We start from the raw sequence: 15,644 nt of genomic DNA on the forward strand, positions 1-15,644 counted from the left end.
GCCTAGGCGCGACGTTGGAAGTATCAGCCTGCTTTGCGCTGCATCGGTACGACGTTGCCGCCTTCCTTCAACGTGTCCAGATAATCCGCCCACGCGGCCATCATCTTGCAACGCTCGGCAAGGTGCGCGGTGCGGTTGTACGCGCGGCCGTTCGGGTCTTTCACGGCATGGGCTAGCTGGTGTTCGATGTAGTCGGGCCGGAAGTGCAGCACCTCATCCAGAACCGTGCGCGCCATCGCCCGAAAACCGTGACCGCTCATTTCGTCGGTGGCGTAACCCATGCGACGCAATGCTGACAACACAGCGTTGTTGCTCATGGGGCGTTGCGGACTGCGTGCGCTGGGGAATACATACCGCCCCTTTCCGGTCAGTGCATGCAGCTCGCGCAGGATCACCACAGCTTGCGGTGCCAACGGAACCAGATGCGGCTCGCGCATCTTCATTTTCTCGGCAGGGATATTCCATTGCGCACCGTCCAGATCGAACTCTGCCCATTCTGCTTGCCGTAGCTCACCCGGTCGCACGAATACCAGCGGTGCCAGTCGCAGCGCACACTTCGTCACCAACGAGCCGTTATAGGCATCCATCGCGCGAAGCAGGCCACCGATAGCAACCGGATCAACGATGGCGGCAAGGTGCGTTTGCTTGACTGGCGGCAACGCTCCGCGCAGGTCGGCAACCGGATTGCGTTCGGCGCGGCCGGTGGCGATGGCGTAGCGCAAGACCTGCCCACAGTTTTGCAGCACGCGATGCGCGGACTCAACTGCGCCCCGGTCAACAATGCGATTGACGGTAGCCAGCAACTCTTTGGCGGTAATGTCGGCAAGCGGTCGGCTACCCAGCCACGGGAATACATCATTCTCCAGTCGCAACATGATTCGGCTGGCGTGGAGTTCTACCCATGTTGCCGATTGCTTGGCGTGCCACTCGCGCGCCACCACTTCAAAGCTGTTCGCCGCACGATCTTCGCCGGCAGCTTTCACGGCCTTGCGTTGCTCGCCCGGATCGACGTCAGCGGCCAACAACTTGCGGGCAGCATCGCGCTTGTCGCGGGCATCGGCTAGGCCAGTGTCGGGATAGGTGCCGAGAGATAGACGTTTCTCCTTACCCCCAAACCGATACTTCAAACGCCACCACTTGCCCCCAGCTGGCGAGACTTCCAAGTACAGCCCGCCACCATCAAATAGACGCTGGGTCTTGTCGGCTGGCTTGGCCTTGCGGATGGTGACGTCGGAAAGTGTCATGGGGGCAACCCTTACAGGGATAGGTACTGTTGCCCCCGATGTTGCCCCCAGTTGCCCCCGGATTGCAATGGACTAGATCGGACAGTATCGGGCACAAAAAAGGCCGGAACCTTTGCTGTTGCTAGGGTTGCCGGCCTTCGTTGGACTGCGTTGGAGCTTGTATTGGTGGAGGTGGCGGGAGTCGAACCCGCGTCCGAAGGTGTTAAATGCCCGGATCTACATGCTTAGCTCACCGTTCGATCTCGTTCCGCGACAAGCACGATGAGCAAGGCGCACCGCGGAACCAGCCTGATTGATTTAACCTAGAACCGCCAGGCGGCAGCGTTCGGCGATCTCATGATAATGACCCTACACCGACGAGCATGAGCACAAGTGGGTTCGGGGCTTACGCCTTAAGCGGCGAGAGCGTAGTTGTCGTCGTTGGCAACTAGAAGTTTGCTGCTGGATTAACGAGGAAAGCTGCCCCCTCGACATGCACCAAGTCATCTCACTACCCCCGTCGAAGCCAGAACACCCCCGGGGAAAACGGTACGACCAGCGCAGTATATGGGGCCGCCGGCCAAAGCATCAATGGCGCTTGCTGCATTCCGGGCAAAGCGGTCGACGACAGCATCCGCAAATCAGCGCATGAAATTTCCTGCGGGCTCCCCGCTTGTTTCGCGAAGAGGCTTCGAAGCGCCGGGAGAATCGGCACACGGCAGTGTCGAGCGGGCCTTGCGCAAACATTGCTCACATCAGCTCGGAGTGTTGTTCACGCACTGACGCAACGTCTATACTTGCCGACTTATATCACCCTGTACCCGCCGTACTCGTGGGAATGATCTCGATGACTCGACTGCAATTGCTTGGCCTGGCCGCGGCCACAGCCCTTTTCGCCACCGTTGCGCACGCTGAAGGCGACAAGGCTGCCGGACGCGAACTGATCTACACCTGCGCCGGTTGCCATGGCGTACCCGGTTACACCAATGCCTACCCGCAATATCCGGTGCCGAAGATCGCCGGACAGAACGAGCAGTACATCGTCAATGCGCTGCATGGCTACCAGAGTGGCGAGCGCAAGCATCCGACCATGGGTGCACAGGCGCAGAGCTTGTCCGATACGGACATTCAGAACGTCGCCGCCTTTCTTTCCAGCCTCGCCAAGTAGTTGCCAAGGACTTTCCGCATGAAACGTGCGCTTACCCTGCTTTCGTTCGGCGCCATGCTGGCGTTCGCCTCCACCCAGTTGCTGGCCAGCGGCAACGCCGAGAACGGCAAGCAAAAAGCGGCCACCTGCTTTGCCTGCCACGGTGTCGACGGCAACGCGGTCGATCCGCAGTATCCGCGCCTCGCCGGCCAATACAACCTGTATCTGCAGCAAGTGCTGCACGAGTACAAGGACGGTCAGCGCGCGAACCCGATCATGAAGGGCATGGTGGCTACCCTGTCCGACCAGGATATCGAAGACGTTGCCACCTATTTCTCCAGCCTGCCGACCAAACTCGACACCTTGCAAGGTCATGTCGAGGGCGCTAGCAAGTAAATCTGTTCGTCCCGTCGCATGACATGCAAAGGCCCGCTCCGGCGGGCCTTTGTGCATCTGGCGTATTGCCGCTGCCTCGGTTGGCTTGACTCAGGCGATCGCGGACTTCCCTTCGTGCTTGCTGTAATACGGCTTTTCGCCACCGGCGTGATCCGTAGCATCCCGCACCGCCGTGATTTCCGGCACACGTTCGCGCAACGTCTTTTCCACGCCCTGCTTGAGTGTCACATCGACCATGCCGCAACCATGGCATCCTCCACCAAACTGCAGCAGCACAGCGCCGTCGGCATTGACCTCCAGCAAGGTGACCCGGCCGCCATGCGAAGCCAGTTTCGGATTCACCTCCGCCTCGAGCACATAGCGCACCCGCTCGACCAATCCCGCCTCGTTGCCCGGCACATCGCCCTTGATCTTCGGCGCGCGGATATTGAGCTGGCCGCCGGTGGCATTGGGTTCGAAATCGATGGTTGCATCATCCAGCCAGCTGGCGCTGTCACCGTCGATGTGAAAGTTGAAGCCGGCACATTCGATCGTCCATTCCCCGCCGGCAAGATCGACTGGTTCGCAGAACTCCAGCTCGCAGTTGGCTGCCGGCGTACCGGGCGCCGTCACCCGCAAGCGAATGCTCAATCCATCGATGCCTTGTTGTGAGAGAAGCCGCAGAAAGTGCTGCTGCGCGCGTTCGGAAATATCGATCATGACCGCTCCGGTACCGCCTACTGTGGTGCCGGCGAACTTCGCCGGTGAATCAGCACCATTTTAGTACTGTTTTGGCGTCGGTTGTGCGCTTTGACATTCGCGCAGACAACTCCGACCCTTCACATCCCAGACTTTCAGCTCACACGGAAATCCACATGAACGCCAACGATCTGGCCGCCGAACACTGCCAACCGCGTAAAGGCAAGGAGCAGGCGCTAGACGCCACACAGGTAGCCGAACTGCTGCGGCAACTGCCGGGCTGGCGGCTGCGCGACGATGGCATGGCCATCGTCAAGGACTTCAAGTTCGCCGACTTCCACCACACCCTGGGCTTCATCAACGCGGTGGGCTTCATGGCCAACCGCGAGGATCATCATCCGGATCTCGAAGCCGGCTACGGCCATTGCCAGGTGCTGTGGTCGACCCATGACGTGGGTGGCCTGTCACTGAACGACTTCATTTGTGCTGCACGGACCGAGGCCTTGCTGGCGCGCTGATCAGAAGTCCGTGCGCGACTTTTCCTTCATCCACAACAACCGTTTTCCTTTCACCGCCAGCACGTCGAGGAAACCTTTCAAGTCATCCGGCAACGGCGCGGAAAAACTGTAAGAACGCCCATCCAGATCGAAGCTCATGTGCGAGGCATGCAGGAACAGCCGGTTCAAGCCCATGTCTCGGAAGCGCTTGTTCATCTCGCGATCGCCATATTTCGGATCGCCGGCCAATGGATGGCCAATGTGCGCGGCATGAACGCGGATCTGATGGGTACGACCGGTGCCCAGCGTGGCCAGCATCAGGCGGGCGCTGGGGTACTGCTCCATTTCACGGAAAAAAGTGAGTGACGGCTTGCCGTTGTCGGCTACCCGCACCATCCGTTCGCCGCCCTGCAACACGGATTTCAGCAATGGCGCATTGACATCGAACTTGGCCTTGGACGGGTGACCGAGCATCAGGCATAGATACTGTTTGGTCACTTCTCCGGCACGAATAGCCGCCTGCAGGCCGGTCAGTCCGGCCCGCGTCCGGGCAAACACCAGCACGCCACTGGTATCGCGATCGAGCCGGTGCACCAGTTCCAGGTGTTCCTGTGGCCGAGCCGCGCGCAGCAGCTCGATCGCGCCGTGACTGACCCCGCTGCCGCCGTGGCTGGCCACGCCGGAAGGCTTGTCGATGACCAGAAAGTGCTTGTCTTCAAAAATGATGGCATCGGCCACCGAAGCCACCAGACCACCGGCCGGGGCGTTGCCCTCGGGCCGTTCAGCTACCCGCACAGGAGGTATGCGCAGCGTATCACCGTCTGCGAGACGGGTATCCGGCTTAGCCCGCTTGCCGTTGACACGTACCTGACCGGTGCGCAAAAGCCGGTAAATCATGCTCTTGGGCACACCTTTGAGCAGGGTCACCAGCGCATTGTCGATGCGCTGACCATCTCGCTCGGGGCCGATCGCGACTTGACGTACACCGTGAGGTGCGTCATGGGAAGTTGCCGTCTGCATTGAAAAAAACCTGCTGAAATAGGATACTCGGCGGGCGCTACATTCTGCCCATCGATGTCTGGATCGGGTCGAGTGCCTGCCCGTAACGTCGGCGAGGATTGCGCCGGTTGCCTTGGCGGCCGGTCGCGGCTCCCTTTCATCGTAACGGTTTGGGCTGCCGTTTGTCCGATGCCATGAGGTATCGGAGGCGGCAAGCGTAGTTGACCGAATCATCCCGACACCGGAAACGGTGCCGTTTTTTTGCCGCTTAACCGCAGCGGCGCGATCCCCGGCAGGCCGCCATTGAGGCGCCACCGCGGCACGCGACGCGCGGCCAAGCCGAGGATTACCACCATGAAACGTATGTTGATCAACGCGACTCAGCGTGAAGAGTTGCGCGTGGCCATTGTCGACGGCCAGAACCTTTACGACCTGGACATCGAAATCCCTTCGCGGGAACAGAAAAAGTCCAATATTTACAAGGGTCGAATCACCCGAGTTGAGGCTTCACTTGAAGCCTGCTTCGTCGAGTACGGAGCCGAACGCCATGGCTTCCTGCCTCTGAAGGAAATTTCCCGCGAGTACTTCACGCAGGGCTTGGACCCCCACAAGTCCAACATCCGCGAACTGATCAAGGAAGGTCAGGAAGTGGTCGTTCAGGTGGAAAAGGAGGAGCGCGGCAATAAGGGCGCTGCCCTGACCACGTTCATCAGTCTGGCCGGCCGCTACATGGTGCTGATGCCGAACAACCCAAAGGCCGGCGGTGTCTCGCGCCGGATCGAGGGCGAGGACCGGCAGGCACTGAAGGAAGCGCTGGAACACGTCACCGTGCCCGACGACGTCGGCCTGATCGTGCGCACCGCCGGTCTCGGCCGCGACGCCGAAGAGCTGCAGTGGGATCTCGATTATCTGCTGCAGCTGTGGAAGTCGATTTCCGAAGCCGCCAACAAGCAGCGAGCGCCGTTCCTGATCTATCAGGAATCGAAACTGTTCATCCGTGCACTGCGCGACTACCTGCGCAGCGACATCGGCGAGATCCTGATCGACGAGGAATCGCTGTACAACGATGCACGCGACTTCATGCAGCAGGTGATGCCGAACGCACTGCGCAAGCTCAAGTTGTACAGGGACGACACTCCGCTGTTCACCCGCTACCAGATCGAGACGCAGATCGAGAGCGCGTTCGATCGCCAGGTGCGCCTGCCCTCGGGCGGCTCGATCGTGATCGACCAGACCGAAGCGCTGACCGCGATCGACATCAACTCCTCCAAGGCCACCAAGGGCAGCGACATCGAGGAGACCGCGTTCAACACCAATTGCGAAGCCGCGGTGGAAATCGCCCGTCAGGCACGCATCCGCGACGCCGGCGGCCTGATCGTGATCGACTTCATCGACATGGACAGCCCCAAGCACCAGCGCGAAGTGGAAGATCGCCTGAAGGAAGCATTGAAGCAGGACCGCGCCCGCGTGCAGATCGGACGCATCTCGCGCTTCGGCCTGCTCGAGATGTCGCGCCAGCGCCTGCGCCCCAGTCTCGGCGAAGCGACCCAGATCGTCTGCCCGCGTTGCGAAGGCCACGGCCACATTCGCGGTGTGGAATCGTTGTCGCTGTCGACCCTGCGTCTGATCGAAGAGCACGCGATGAAGGACAACACCGGCCAAGTGCTGGTGCAGGCGCCGTCCAGCGTAGTCAATTTCCTGCTCAACGAGAAGCGCGCCAGCGTGGTCGAGATCGAGCTGCGCCACAAAGTGCACGTGATGATCGTCGCCGACGAGAAGCTGGAAACCCCGCATATCGAGATCCAGCGCATCCGTGAAGCCGACATGGGCGAGCACAGCAAGCCCAGCTACGAGCGGCTGACCACGGTGGAAACCGCCGAGCTGCCGAAGATGGGTCAGGCGCTTGGCAGCAGCGAACAGCCCGCGGTGAGCGGCATCGTGCCGTCCAGCCCTGCTCCACTGCGCGAAGAAGTTGCCGCAGCGGTTGCGGTTGCTGCACCGGCTGCACGTCGCCAGCAGCCCGCAGCGGCGACCACCACTCGCACCGCACCGACCGGGGGCGTCATCTCGCGCCTGCTTGGCTGGTTCCGCAGTGCCGAAGCCGCAACTCCGGCACCGGCGCAGAAACGTACCGATGACAGCAACCGCGACAACAGCAACCGCAATCGTCGTGACGGTCGTGACGAACGCGGCACCCGTACCGGCAGCGGCAGTACCTCTAACGCATCTTCGTCGCGCCCGCCACGACGCGAGCCAGTGCAGCAGAATCCATCGAAAGCCGGGGCGCAGCAGCAAGCCAGGAACAATCGCCAGCGCGGCAATAGCGAGGCGCAGCCGCGCCAGCAGCAGGCCCAGGCACAGACTGCAAGAGCGGAACGTCAGCCGAAGCCCGTCGCGACGGAAAACAACCAGGCACGGACCGAGCGCAAACCCAACCCGCCACAGCCGAAGGCAGAACGGCAGCCGCGCCCCGTCGCCAGCGAACGTCCGCTCGCCGCACCGCTGGACGAAGCGGCCAAGGAAGCCGAGCTGCTCACACCGCTGGCCGAATCGACGGCACCGGAATCCGCGGACGAGGCGCTCGATGCGGATGGCAGTCAGTCGCGCCGTCGCCGCGGTCGTCGCGGCGGCCGTCGCCGCCGCCGCCATGACGAAGCCACCCCGAGTGGAACCGTGGTCGATACCGCTCAGGCACGTGCACTCGATGATGAAGACCGTGACGAAGCCGCCGGCGCCGTTACGGCAGCCAAGCTGGCTACCGGCAGCGAACCGTTGCGTGAGTCATTTGCCATCGGCACGGCAGCTGCGACCGTAGTCGGCGCGACGGATAACGTTACTCAGGCACCGGCAGCCGAGCTTCGCCATCCGGTTACCCCTCAGCCTGCCGAAAAGGCCGCAGCGGCGACTTTCGCGGACAACCAGCCGACACCCACTGCCGTTCCGATCGCCGCTACCGTCAGTGCTGCAGCGCCCACTGTGACGACCTTCAATCTGCCCACGCTTCCGCCGATTCCCGATCAGGCGAAATCAGCAGTGGCGACCGCCGATGAAGGGCACGACATCGTCAAGATCACTGCTGTGGGGGCAACAGCCCCCACTCCGATCAGCAGCATGCCGCAGATCGTATCCGCGGCTGTCGTCAGTCATGACGATGCCGAAGCAAAAGCAGACGCTATCGCCCCTGCACCTGTGGTCGGCATGCCTGTCACAACGCCGGAAGTCGTGCCGATCAATCTGGCCGCCCCCGCTCGCGACATCGGCCAGGCATCCGATGCCCGACCAGAAGCGCGGCCGACTCCGGCAACTGCAGCCCCAGCGGCTCCGGCTCCAGTCATCGAGCAGCCCAGCAAATCGGCCGACATCGCGCCGCCGGCCACGCTGGTCGGCATGCCTGAAAAGCCGACCAGCACCAGCCCAATCGCCTCGCTGCCGCTGCCGAAACAAGGCGACCTCCTGGCCCAGCCAGTCCACCCGGTAGAACCGGCTGCGCCGAGCCCGGCTGTGCCGAGCCATGAAGAAAGCAAGCCGATGACGGCTTCGCCCGATGACGAGAATGGCGAACACAAGAATGGTTCCCGCGATTGAGTCATCGCTTCGCTTCTCAAGCTAAAAAAACCGGACGCAAGTCCGGTTTTTTTTTAGCCGCTACTCATCAAGCAACCGGGGATACCGTCAGTTGCCCACGTGGTGGTTCGGCGTATCGATCAGCCCATGCACCGTCATCAAGTGAGCCAGGCTGAGCACATGGTCCACATGCAGCTTTTCCATCAGTCGCTGTTTGTAGGTGGATACGGTTTTCGGGCTCAGGTTGAGTTGTTCGCCGATGATCGTCAGTGGCTTGCCGCGCACCAGCATCATCGCCACCTCCAGCTCACGGCTGGACAATACGTCGAACGGCGAGGTACTCCCGTCGAGCGTGGCCAATGCCAGCTGCTGCGCAACCGCCGGAGCAAGGTAACGTCGACCACCCGCCACCTGCCGCACAGCTGATATCAATTCGTCGGCGCTGCAGCCCTTGGTCAGGTAGCCCAGCGCACCGGCATCAAGCAGGCGCTTGGGAAAGCGTGCATCGTCGACCACTGTCACGACGACGATATGCGTGGATAGCTTCGAGCGGCATACGCGCTCAGTGAGTTCGATACCGCTCATGCCGGGCATGTGCACATCGACCAGTGCAACGTGAGGTGCCAGCGCGCGAATCAGGCGCAAGCCTTCCTCGGCAGTGCCTGCTTCACCACTGATATGGATATCCGGCTGCTGCTGCAAAATCATCCGAAAGCCGGTGCGAACCAGCTCGTGATCATCCACCAGGACAACATTGATCACTTCACGCCCTCCTTGGTTGGGCTTCCTGAAATTAGGCTGCGCAGCAGCCTATTGCAAGCAGTTCGCGGCCCGCGTGCACCCGGCAACATGGTGCGTCGCCGTACGACCTTGTCCGCTGACGGCACCTGCCATCTGCCGCGGGCGGAAACAGTTCCCGGAAAAACTCAAGCTGCCATCGTGCTGGCCACGCGTGCATCATCATCCGCGTAACGCGCCAGCATGATCGTGGAACTTGGGCCCGGCATTTTCACACACACGCGGTGCCCCAACCGGTGATATTCATCGCGCGCCATTTCCTTGGCCAGGCTGATCGCTGGTCCCAATTGCAAATCGCGGAACAACACGGTCTGGCAGCGATACACGTGCCAGCTGCCTGCAGCCGATTGCTTGAGCGAAATCGTCACCACGCCAACTCCCCATTCAGCGGCAAAAATCGCAACGGTCCGACGGACAAATAACCGCCGTAAGCTCCGCGAATGAGGCGCAATGTGCCATGCGGAAGACCGCTGTTATGTCGGCCAGCGCCTACAACCCATGTGCGGGAATCACGGCGAACGCCCCGCCTCGCCGTTACCGGGTTCGGGTCGACCCTATTGCCCCATGCGTTGACGGACGCTTGCCCGGACAGAGTCGCCGTACCCACAAAAAAACCGCCGGAAGGCGGTTTCTTTGTTTCATCGAGCCCAGTGATATTCACTGGAACCCTGTAATGGTGCCCAAGAGGGGACTCGAACCCCTACGACTTACGTCGCTACCACCTCAAGGTAGTGCGTCTACCAGTTCCGCCACCTGGGCAGGTGTGTTGCTCAGTGCTTGGCCGGCGGCTCCGTGGCTGCCGGCACCTCGCCCTGACTCTTGGTCGGGGCGGGGGTTGCCGCCGGCGGTGCAGCAGCCGGTACGGCGTTGTTGGTTGCAGCAGGGACGGCCGAGGGCACTTCCGAGCCGGCCGGTGCAGCAGGTGCTGTCTTCACGGCGGCCGGCTTGTTGGCAAGTGCACCCATGACGCCCAGATCGGTGGCATTGCTGCGCGGTGCGCCGTTGCTGTGCAGGTACACGCCCATGCCGAGGCTGAGCAGGAAGAACAGCCCGGCGAGAATGCCGGTGGCACGGGTCAGGAACGTGGACGAGCCACGCGCACCGAAGACCGTGGCCGACGCGCCGCCACCGAAACCGGAGCCGGCCTCGGCGCCTGCGCCGTTCTGCAGCAGGATCAGCACGATCATCGCCGCAGCGATCAGAATGTAAAACACGCTGAAAATGACGAACATAAGATTTCTATTGAGCCTGTAGCGCCTGATGCGCCGCGGCGCAGATTCCAAGGAAATCGGATGCGGTTAAAGAAGCACCGCCGATCAGTCCACCATCCACGTCCGCCTGCGCGAATAATTCCGCGGCATTGGCCGCCTTGACGCTGCCGCCGTAAAGCAGTCGGGTCAGACGGGCAATCATAACATCTTCCTTTTCCAGTTGGCTACGAATGAAGGCGTGTGCTTGCTGCACCTGCTCCGGGCTGGCGGTGTGGCCGGTGCCGATCGCCCAGACCGGTTCATAGGCGATCACGGCCGTATCGAAGCTGGCGATGCCGTTATGCGCCAACACAGCCCGCAGCTGGCGCGCGATGACCGCCTCGGTCTCGCCGGCTTCGCGCTGTTCCAGCGTCTCCCCTACACACAGGATCGGCGTGAGCCCACCCGCACGTGCCGCGGCAAACTTGCGCGCAACCAGTGCGTCGTCCTCGGCGTGATACTGGCGGCGCTCGGAATGACCCACCAGTACCCATTGCGCGCCGACATCCGACAACATGGCAGCGGACACTTCGCCGGTATAGGCGCCCTGCCCTTCATGTTCGCTGACGTCCTGCGCACCCACGCCAAGTCCGGAGCTGGCGTGCTGCCAGGCCAGCTCAGCCAGATACGGGAACGGCGGAAACACCGCCACATCAATGGAATCTGGCTTGCCAGCGACGACGTCGTTCACCAGCGCCGTGGCCATCGAACGGCTCCCATGCATTTTCCAGTTGCCGGCGACAAATTTCTTGCGCATGGTCTGCTTCCGTTGCAATCAAACCGCAAGCTTACCGAGGGGTCGGAATATCAGCAAACCCGTCGAACGACTGGCGCCTGCCTGGTCGCCGGTCAAGAATGGCCCTTCATCAAAGGAATAGCCCATGTCGCCCAGCCGTCCCCTCAGCCTGATCACAGGCGCCTCTGCCGGCATCGGTACCGCGTTCGCCCGACAACTGGCCATGCTCGGTCACGATCTGGTACTCACAGCGAGAAGGGTCGACCGACTGGAAGCCCTCGCCGCTGAACTGCGCGAGAAACATGGCATCTCCGTCACCGTACTGCCTAACGACCTCGCCAACCCAGGCGCACCGCGAGCTCTTTGCGATGCACTGCAGCAACACGACCTACACGTGGACTGGCTGATCAACAACGCCGGTTACGGAGTGCCCGGTTCGTTCCTGGCGAACGACTGGGAAACCCATGCGGACTTCCTGCAGGTGCTGCTGACTGCCCCCACCGAACTGGCTTGGCGGCTGCTGCCTGGCATGCGCAAACGCGGCTACGGCCGCGTCATCAATGTGGCCTCGCTGGCTGGACATGTTCCCGGCCCCGCGGGACATACCTTGTACGCAGCGTCCAAGGCGTATCTGATCAAGTTTTCGCAGTCGTTGTCGCTGGAGAATCACGAAGCTGGAGTGAACGTCTGCGCACTCTGTCCCGGTTTCACCTGGTCGGAGTTTCACGACGTCACCGGTACTCGCGACAAGATGAATAAGATGCCGGGCTTCATGTGGCTCAGTGCGGAAGAAGTGGTGCGTCTGGGCATCGATGCGGTTGAACGCGGCCAGGCCGTATATATTCCCGGCCGCGTCAATCGGGCCATCAAGATCATCGTCCAGCTGATGCCGGACCGACTGGCGATGTGGTTATCGGCACGGGAATCGAAGCGCTATCGGAATGCGGATGAATAGGTCTTCGATCCGATAGCGCCCGGGCTCAGATCAGCTTGATCTCGCGCAGTCGCTGCAGCAGGTATTCGTGCGAGCTGATCGAGGTGTCGTAACGGCGTGGGTTGTCCGGCGTGATGCACGAGTCCAGCGGATCGAGCATCACATTCGGATTCGGGTGCAGGAAGAAGGGTACCGAGTAGCGCGGCTTGCGCGCGTTCTCGTTCTGCGGATTGACCACCCGGTGCGTGGTTGACGGATACACATGGTTGCTCAGCCGCTGCAGCATGTCGCCGATGTTCACCACGATTGCATCGCCCTCGGTGGTGATGGGCAACCACTCACCGTCGCTCAGCACTTCCAGCCCCTCGGCGCTGGCGCCGACCAGCAAGGTGATGAAATTGATGTCCTCGTGCGCGCCCGCGCGTACGTTCGGAACGTCATCCTGCGTAATCGGCGGGTAGTGAATCGGACGCAGGATCGAATTACCGACGTCGGTCTTGTCCTCGAAGAAATTTTCCGGTTGATCGATATGCAAGGCCAGTGCACGCAACACGCGCGTGCCGAGCTGATCCAGCGCTTCGTACAGGCCGTAGCCGTATGGCTTGAAGCCCGGCACTTCGCTCGGCCATAGATTCGGCGGCATCACGTCGGCGAACTTCGAGTCACGCGGGATTTCCCGGCCGATATGCCAGAACTCCTTCAGGTCGGCGTACTGGCTGTCCTTGGCGGTCTCCACTTTGAACGGCGTGTACCCACGTGCACCACCGCTGCCGGCGATGTGGTACTTCATCTTGGTCTCGGTCGGCAGCGCGAAGAAGCGCTGGAACACATCGTAGGAGCCGTCGATCAGTTCGCGCGCGATGCCATGGCCGCTGATGCAGCAGAAACCGAATTCACGGTAGGCCGCGCCAAGCTCGGCGACGAACGCGTCGCGGTCGGTGTCGTAACGACGGATGTCGAGGGTGGGAACGTTCTTCATGGCCGTAGTCCACTGTTTGGCGTGCGGTCGGTCATCCGCCACCGCAAGGGCGGGGCACGTCGGGCCTATCCATGGCGACCCAATGTCACTACAGGTTCACGAGCGTTCGGCTGCGGATTTTACAATCCCCGCAAGCTTTTCCGCCAACTGTTGCACTTCCGCCGCATCGGCGCCCTCGATAGTCACGCGCACCAGCGGCTCGGTGCCCGACGCACGCAACACCACCCGGCCGCGGCCGTGCAGGGTTTGCTCCACCTCGGCCAGCGCCGTCAGCACCTCATCGCTGGCCAGCGCCTCGCGTGCACCGATGGCGCGCACGTTCAACATCACCTGCGGCAACTTCTGCAGCCCCTGGCGGGCCGTGGCCAGATCCTGACCGGACAGTACCAATACCTCCAGCACCGCCAGTGCGGCGACGATGCCATCGCCAGTGGTCGCCCGATCCAGGCACAGGATGTGGCCTGAGGTCTCGCCACCGAGCATGCCGCCGTGCTCTTTCAGCTGCTGCATCACGTAACGATCGCCTACGTTGGCGCGGATCAGCGGCACATCGAATTGCGCCAATGCCTGCTGCAGTCCGTAGTTGCTCATCAGCGTGCCCACCACCGGCCCCTTCAGCGCACCTCGTGCATGCAGGTGGCGCGCCAGCATGTAGAGGATGTCGTCGCCGTCGGCCAGCACGCCGTAGCGGTCGACCAACATCACCCGGTCGCCATCGCCGTCGAATGCAATACCCATATCGGCGCCATGCTCCAGCACCGCCTGTTGCAGCGCCTGCGGATGGGTCGAGCCGACTCCGCGGTTGATATTGAAACCATCCGGCTTGTTGCCGATCGCCACCACCTCGGCACCCAGCTCGGCGAATACCTTGGGAGCGACCTGATAGGTCGCGCCATGCGCGCAGTCCACTACGACCTTGAGGCCACGCAGGCTGAAATCCTCTGCGACTGTGGCCTTGCAGAATTCGGCATAACGCGCCACCGCATCATCCACGCGCACCGCCTTGCCTAGCCGTTCGGACGCCACCGTGACGAAGTCGGCTTCGAGTTCCTGCTCGATCGCCAGCTCGACTGCGTCGGACAGCTTCTCGCCGTTGGCGGAGAAGAACTTGATGCCATTGTCGTGATGCGGATTGTGCGAGGCGCTGATCACGATGCCGGCCTGCGCGCGCATCGAATGGGTCAAGAACGCCACCGCGGGCGTCGGCATCGGGCCGAGCAGCCCCACGTCGGCACCGGCCGCCACCAGGCCGGCTTCCAGCGCCGCCTCGAACATGTAGCCGGAAATGCGGGTGTCCTTGCCGATCAGCACGGTGGGCCGGCCGTCGCCTTCGCGCGCCAGCACGCTGCCGGCGGCGCGGCCCAGCCGCAACATGAAATCCGCGCTGATCGGCCACTGCCCGACCAGTCCGCGGATGCCGTCCGTACCGAAATATTTGCGCTGATTCATCGTGTTTTGTCGCTCTGGAAAATTCCGGTATGCCAGCATTGAAGCCGGATGCTACGCCGTCCGCGGCAAACCGCTCAATCGTCGTCAGGCCAGCGCGGAGCGGCCGGCTTCTGCTTCTCATCGCGCCGTGGCACCAAGTCAGCCGCATGCACCGCTTGCCACACCGCCAGCGCATCCACGGTGGCAGCCACGTCGTGCACGCGCACCATACGTGCGCCGCGCTGAACGGCGATCATCGCCGCGGCGACGGAGCCGGCCGCGCGATCGAGCGGCGCGGCCTTGCCGGTCAGCGTGCCGATCATCGACTTGCGCGACAACCCCGTATACACGCCACTGCCCAGATTGCTGAAGCGTTCCAGGGCGCACAGCAGGGCCAGGTTGTGTTCCAGCGTCTTGCCGAAACCGAAACCGACGTCGACCAGCACCTTGCGCCGGTCGATTCCGGCCAGTTCGCAGGCGAACAGCCGATCGGTGAGAAAACGGTGCACTTCGCCGACCACATCGTCGTAATGCGGATCGGCCTGCATGCTGCGCGGCTCGCCCTGCATGTGCATCAGGCATATCGGCACACCCAGTTCGGCAACCGTCTCCATCGCGCCCTCGCGGCGCAAGGCGTACACGTCGTTGACCATGCCGGCGCCGGCTGCCACCGCGGCGCGCATCACTTCCGGCTTGGAAGTATCGATCGCGATCGGCAGCGTGGTGCGCGCGATCAGCTGCTCGATCACCGGCAGCACCCGGCGCAGCTCTTCCTTCACCGGCACCTCGGCCGCGCCAGGGCGGGTCGATTCACCGCCGATATCGAGCATGTCGGCGCCCTCCTCCGCCATGCGCAGGCCATGCGCCACGGCCGCTTCCACGCCGGCATGCGCACCGCCATCGGAGAACGAGTCGGGCGTGACGTTGAGAATCCCGACCACCCGCGCACGATCCAGCCGCAGCGGACGCCCGGCACAATCCAGTACCGTGGCAAACAGATCGTTCGACATGCTGA

Annotated in this window: 15 protein-coding genes, 1 tRNA gene and 1 other RNA gene; 5 read left to right on the forward strand and 12 right to left on the reverse strand. The window is 62.3% G+C overall.

What is annotated here, in order from left to right; translation table 11 throughout:
• Positions 1-23 precede the first annotated feature (23 nt).
• Both BUA26_RS13845 and ssrA read right to left on the reverse strand, forming a co-directional pair.
• Complete coding sequence (locus BUA26_RS13845; RefSeq protein WP_072761393.1) at positions 24-1,244, reverse strand: tyrosine-type recombinase/integrase; 1,221 nt, start codon at positions 1,242-1,244, stop codon at positions 24-26.
• Between the two features lie 163 nt (positions 1,245-1,407).
• Positions 1,408-1,762: a transfer-messenger RNA gene (gene ssrA, locus BUA26_RS13850) on the reverse strand.
• A gap of 308 nt (positions 1,763-2,070) precedes the next feature.
• Between ssrA and BUA26_RS13855 the strand changes: the two genes are divergently transcribed.
• A complete protein-coding gene (locus BUA26_RS13855) occupies positions 2,071-2,391 on the forward strand; it encodes a c-type cytochrome (RefSeq protein ID WP_072761612.1) in 321 nt (106 codons plus the stop codon).
• An 18-nt stretch (positions 2,392-2,409) separates the two neighbouring features.
• Positions 2,410-2,766, forward strand: coding sequence for a c-type cytochrome (locus BUA26_RS13860; RefSeq protein ID WP_072761394.1), 357 nt, complete (start codon positions 2,410-2,412; stop codon positions 2,764-2,766).
• Between the two features lie 90 nt (positions 2,767-2,856).
• On the opposite strand, the gene BUA26_RS13865 is transcribed toward BUA26_RS13860, so the two are convergent.
• Entirely contained in the window at positions 2,857-3,465 is a 609-nt protein-coding gene (locus BUA26_RS13865) for an NfuA family Fe-S biogenesis protein (RefSeq protein WP_072761395.1), read from the reverse strand.
• Between the two features lie 155 nt (positions 3,466-3,620).
• Here BUA26_RS13865 and BUA26_RS13870 point away from each other — a divergent pair, with 155 nt between their 5' ends.
• Positions 3,621-3,962, forward strand: coding sequence for a 4a-hydroxytetrahydrobiopterin dehydratase (locus tag BUA26_RS13870; protein ID WP_072761396.1), 342 nt, complete (start codon positions 3,621-3,623; stop codon positions 3,960-3,962).
• On the opposite strand, the gene BUA26_RS13875 is transcribed toward BUA26_RS13870, so the two are convergent.
• Positions 3,963-4,961 carry an RluA family pseudouridine synthase gene (locus tag BUA26_RS13875; RefSeq protein ID WP_178368607.1) on the reverse strand — a complete coding sequence of 333 codons (999 nt, stop codon included), beginning with the start codon at positions 4,959-4,961 and terminating at the stop codon, positions 3,963-3,965. It abuts the gene before it with no gap.
• A 333-nt stretch (positions 4,962-5,294) separates the two neighbouring features.
• Between BUA26_RS13875 and BUA26_RS13880 the strand changes: the two genes are divergently transcribed.
• Positions 5,295-8,525 carry an Rne/Rng family ribonuclease gene (locus BUA26_RS13880; protein ID WP_072761397.1) on the forward strand — a complete coding sequence of 1,077 codons (3,231 nt, stop codon included), beginning with the start codon at positions 5,295-5,297 and terminating at the stop codon, positions 8,523-8,525.
• An 87-nt stretch (positions 8,526-8,612) separates the two neighbouring features.
• Here the strand turns inward: BUA26_RS13880 and BUA26_RS13885 are convergent, their stop codons facing one another.
• The 5 genes from BUA26_RS13885 to tpiA form a co-directional block, all read right to left on the reverse strand.
• The gene (locus BUA26_RS13885) at positions 8,613-9,266 is read right to left on the reverse strand and encodes a response regulator (RefSeq protein ID WP_072761398.1); all 654 of its coding nucleotides are present in this window, start codon (positions 9,264-9,266) and stop codon (positions 8,613-8,615) included.
• A gap of 164 nt (positions 9,267-9,430) precedes the next feature.
• Positions 9,431-9,673: a hypothetical protein gene (locus tag BUA26_RS13890; RefSeq protein WP_072761399.1), complete on the reverse strand. Its 243-nt coding sequence runs from the start codon at positions 9,671-9,673 to the stop codon at positions 9,431-9,433.
• A 303-nt stretch (positions 9,674-9,976) separates the two neighbouring features.
• A tRNA-Leu gene (locus tag BUA26_RS13895) sits at positions 9,977-10,061 on the reverse strand.
• 11 nt (positions 10,062-10,072) lie between these two features.
• On the reverse strand, positions 10,073-10,534 hold the full coding sequence (gene secG / locus BUA26_RS13900; protein ID WP_072761400.1) for a preprotein translocase subunit SecG: 462 nt from the start codon (positions 10,532-10,534) through the stop codon (positions 10,073-10,075).
• A 7-nt stretch (positions 10,535-10,541) separates the two neighbouring features.
• Positions 10,542-11,309 (reverse strand): triose-phosphate isomerase, encoded by a 768-nt coding sequence (tpiA, locus tag BUA26_RS13905; RefSeq protein ID WP_072761401.1) that lies wholly within the window; start codon positions 11,307-11,309, stop codon positions 10,542-10,544.
• A 124-nt stretch (positions 11,310-11,433) separates the two neighbouring features.
• Here tpiA and BUA26_RS13910 point away from each other — a divergent pair, with 124 nt between their 5' ends.
• The gene (locus tag BUA26_RS13910) at positions 11,434-12,243 is read left to right on the forward strand and encodes an SDR family NAD(P)-dependent oxidoreductase (protein ID WP_072761402.1); all 810 of its coding nucleotides are present in this window, start codon (positions 11,434-11,436) and stop codon (positions 12,241-12,243) included.
• 25 nt (positions 12,244-12,268) lie between these two features.
• Here BUA26_RS13910 and BUA26_RS13915 read toward each other — a convergent pair whose 3' ends face one another.
• The 3 genes from BUA26_RS13915 to folP form a co-directional block, all read right to left on the reverse strand.
• Positions 12,269-13,201 carry an isopenicillin N synthase family dioxygenase gene (locus BUA26_RS13915; protein WP_072761403.1) on the reverse strand — a complete coding sequence of 311 codons (933 nt, stop codon included), beginning with the start codon at positions 13,199-13,201 and terminating at the stop codon, positions 12,269-12,271.
• A 96-nt stretch (positions 13,202-13,297) separates the two neighbouring features.
• Positions 13,298-14,650 carry a phosphoglucosamine mutase gene (glmM, locus tag BUA26_RS13920; protein WP_072761404.1) on the reverse strand — a complete coding sequence of 451 codons (1,353 nt, stop codon included), beginning with the start codon at positions 14,648-14,650 and terminating at the stop codon, positions 13,298-13,300.
• 74 nt (positions 14,651-14,724) lie between these two features.
• Entirely contained in the window at positions 14,725-15,639 is a 915-nt protein-coding gene (gene folP, locus BUA26_RS13925) for a dihydropteroate synthase (RefSeq protein ID WP_178368591.1), read from the reverse strand.
• Positions 15,640-15,644: the final 5 nt, after the last annotated feature.

Source organism: Rhodanobacter sp. OK091 (assembly GCF_900142825.1).
GTDB lineage: Bacteria > Pseudomonadota > Gammaproteobacteria > Xanthomonadales > Rhodanobacteraceae > Rhodanobacter.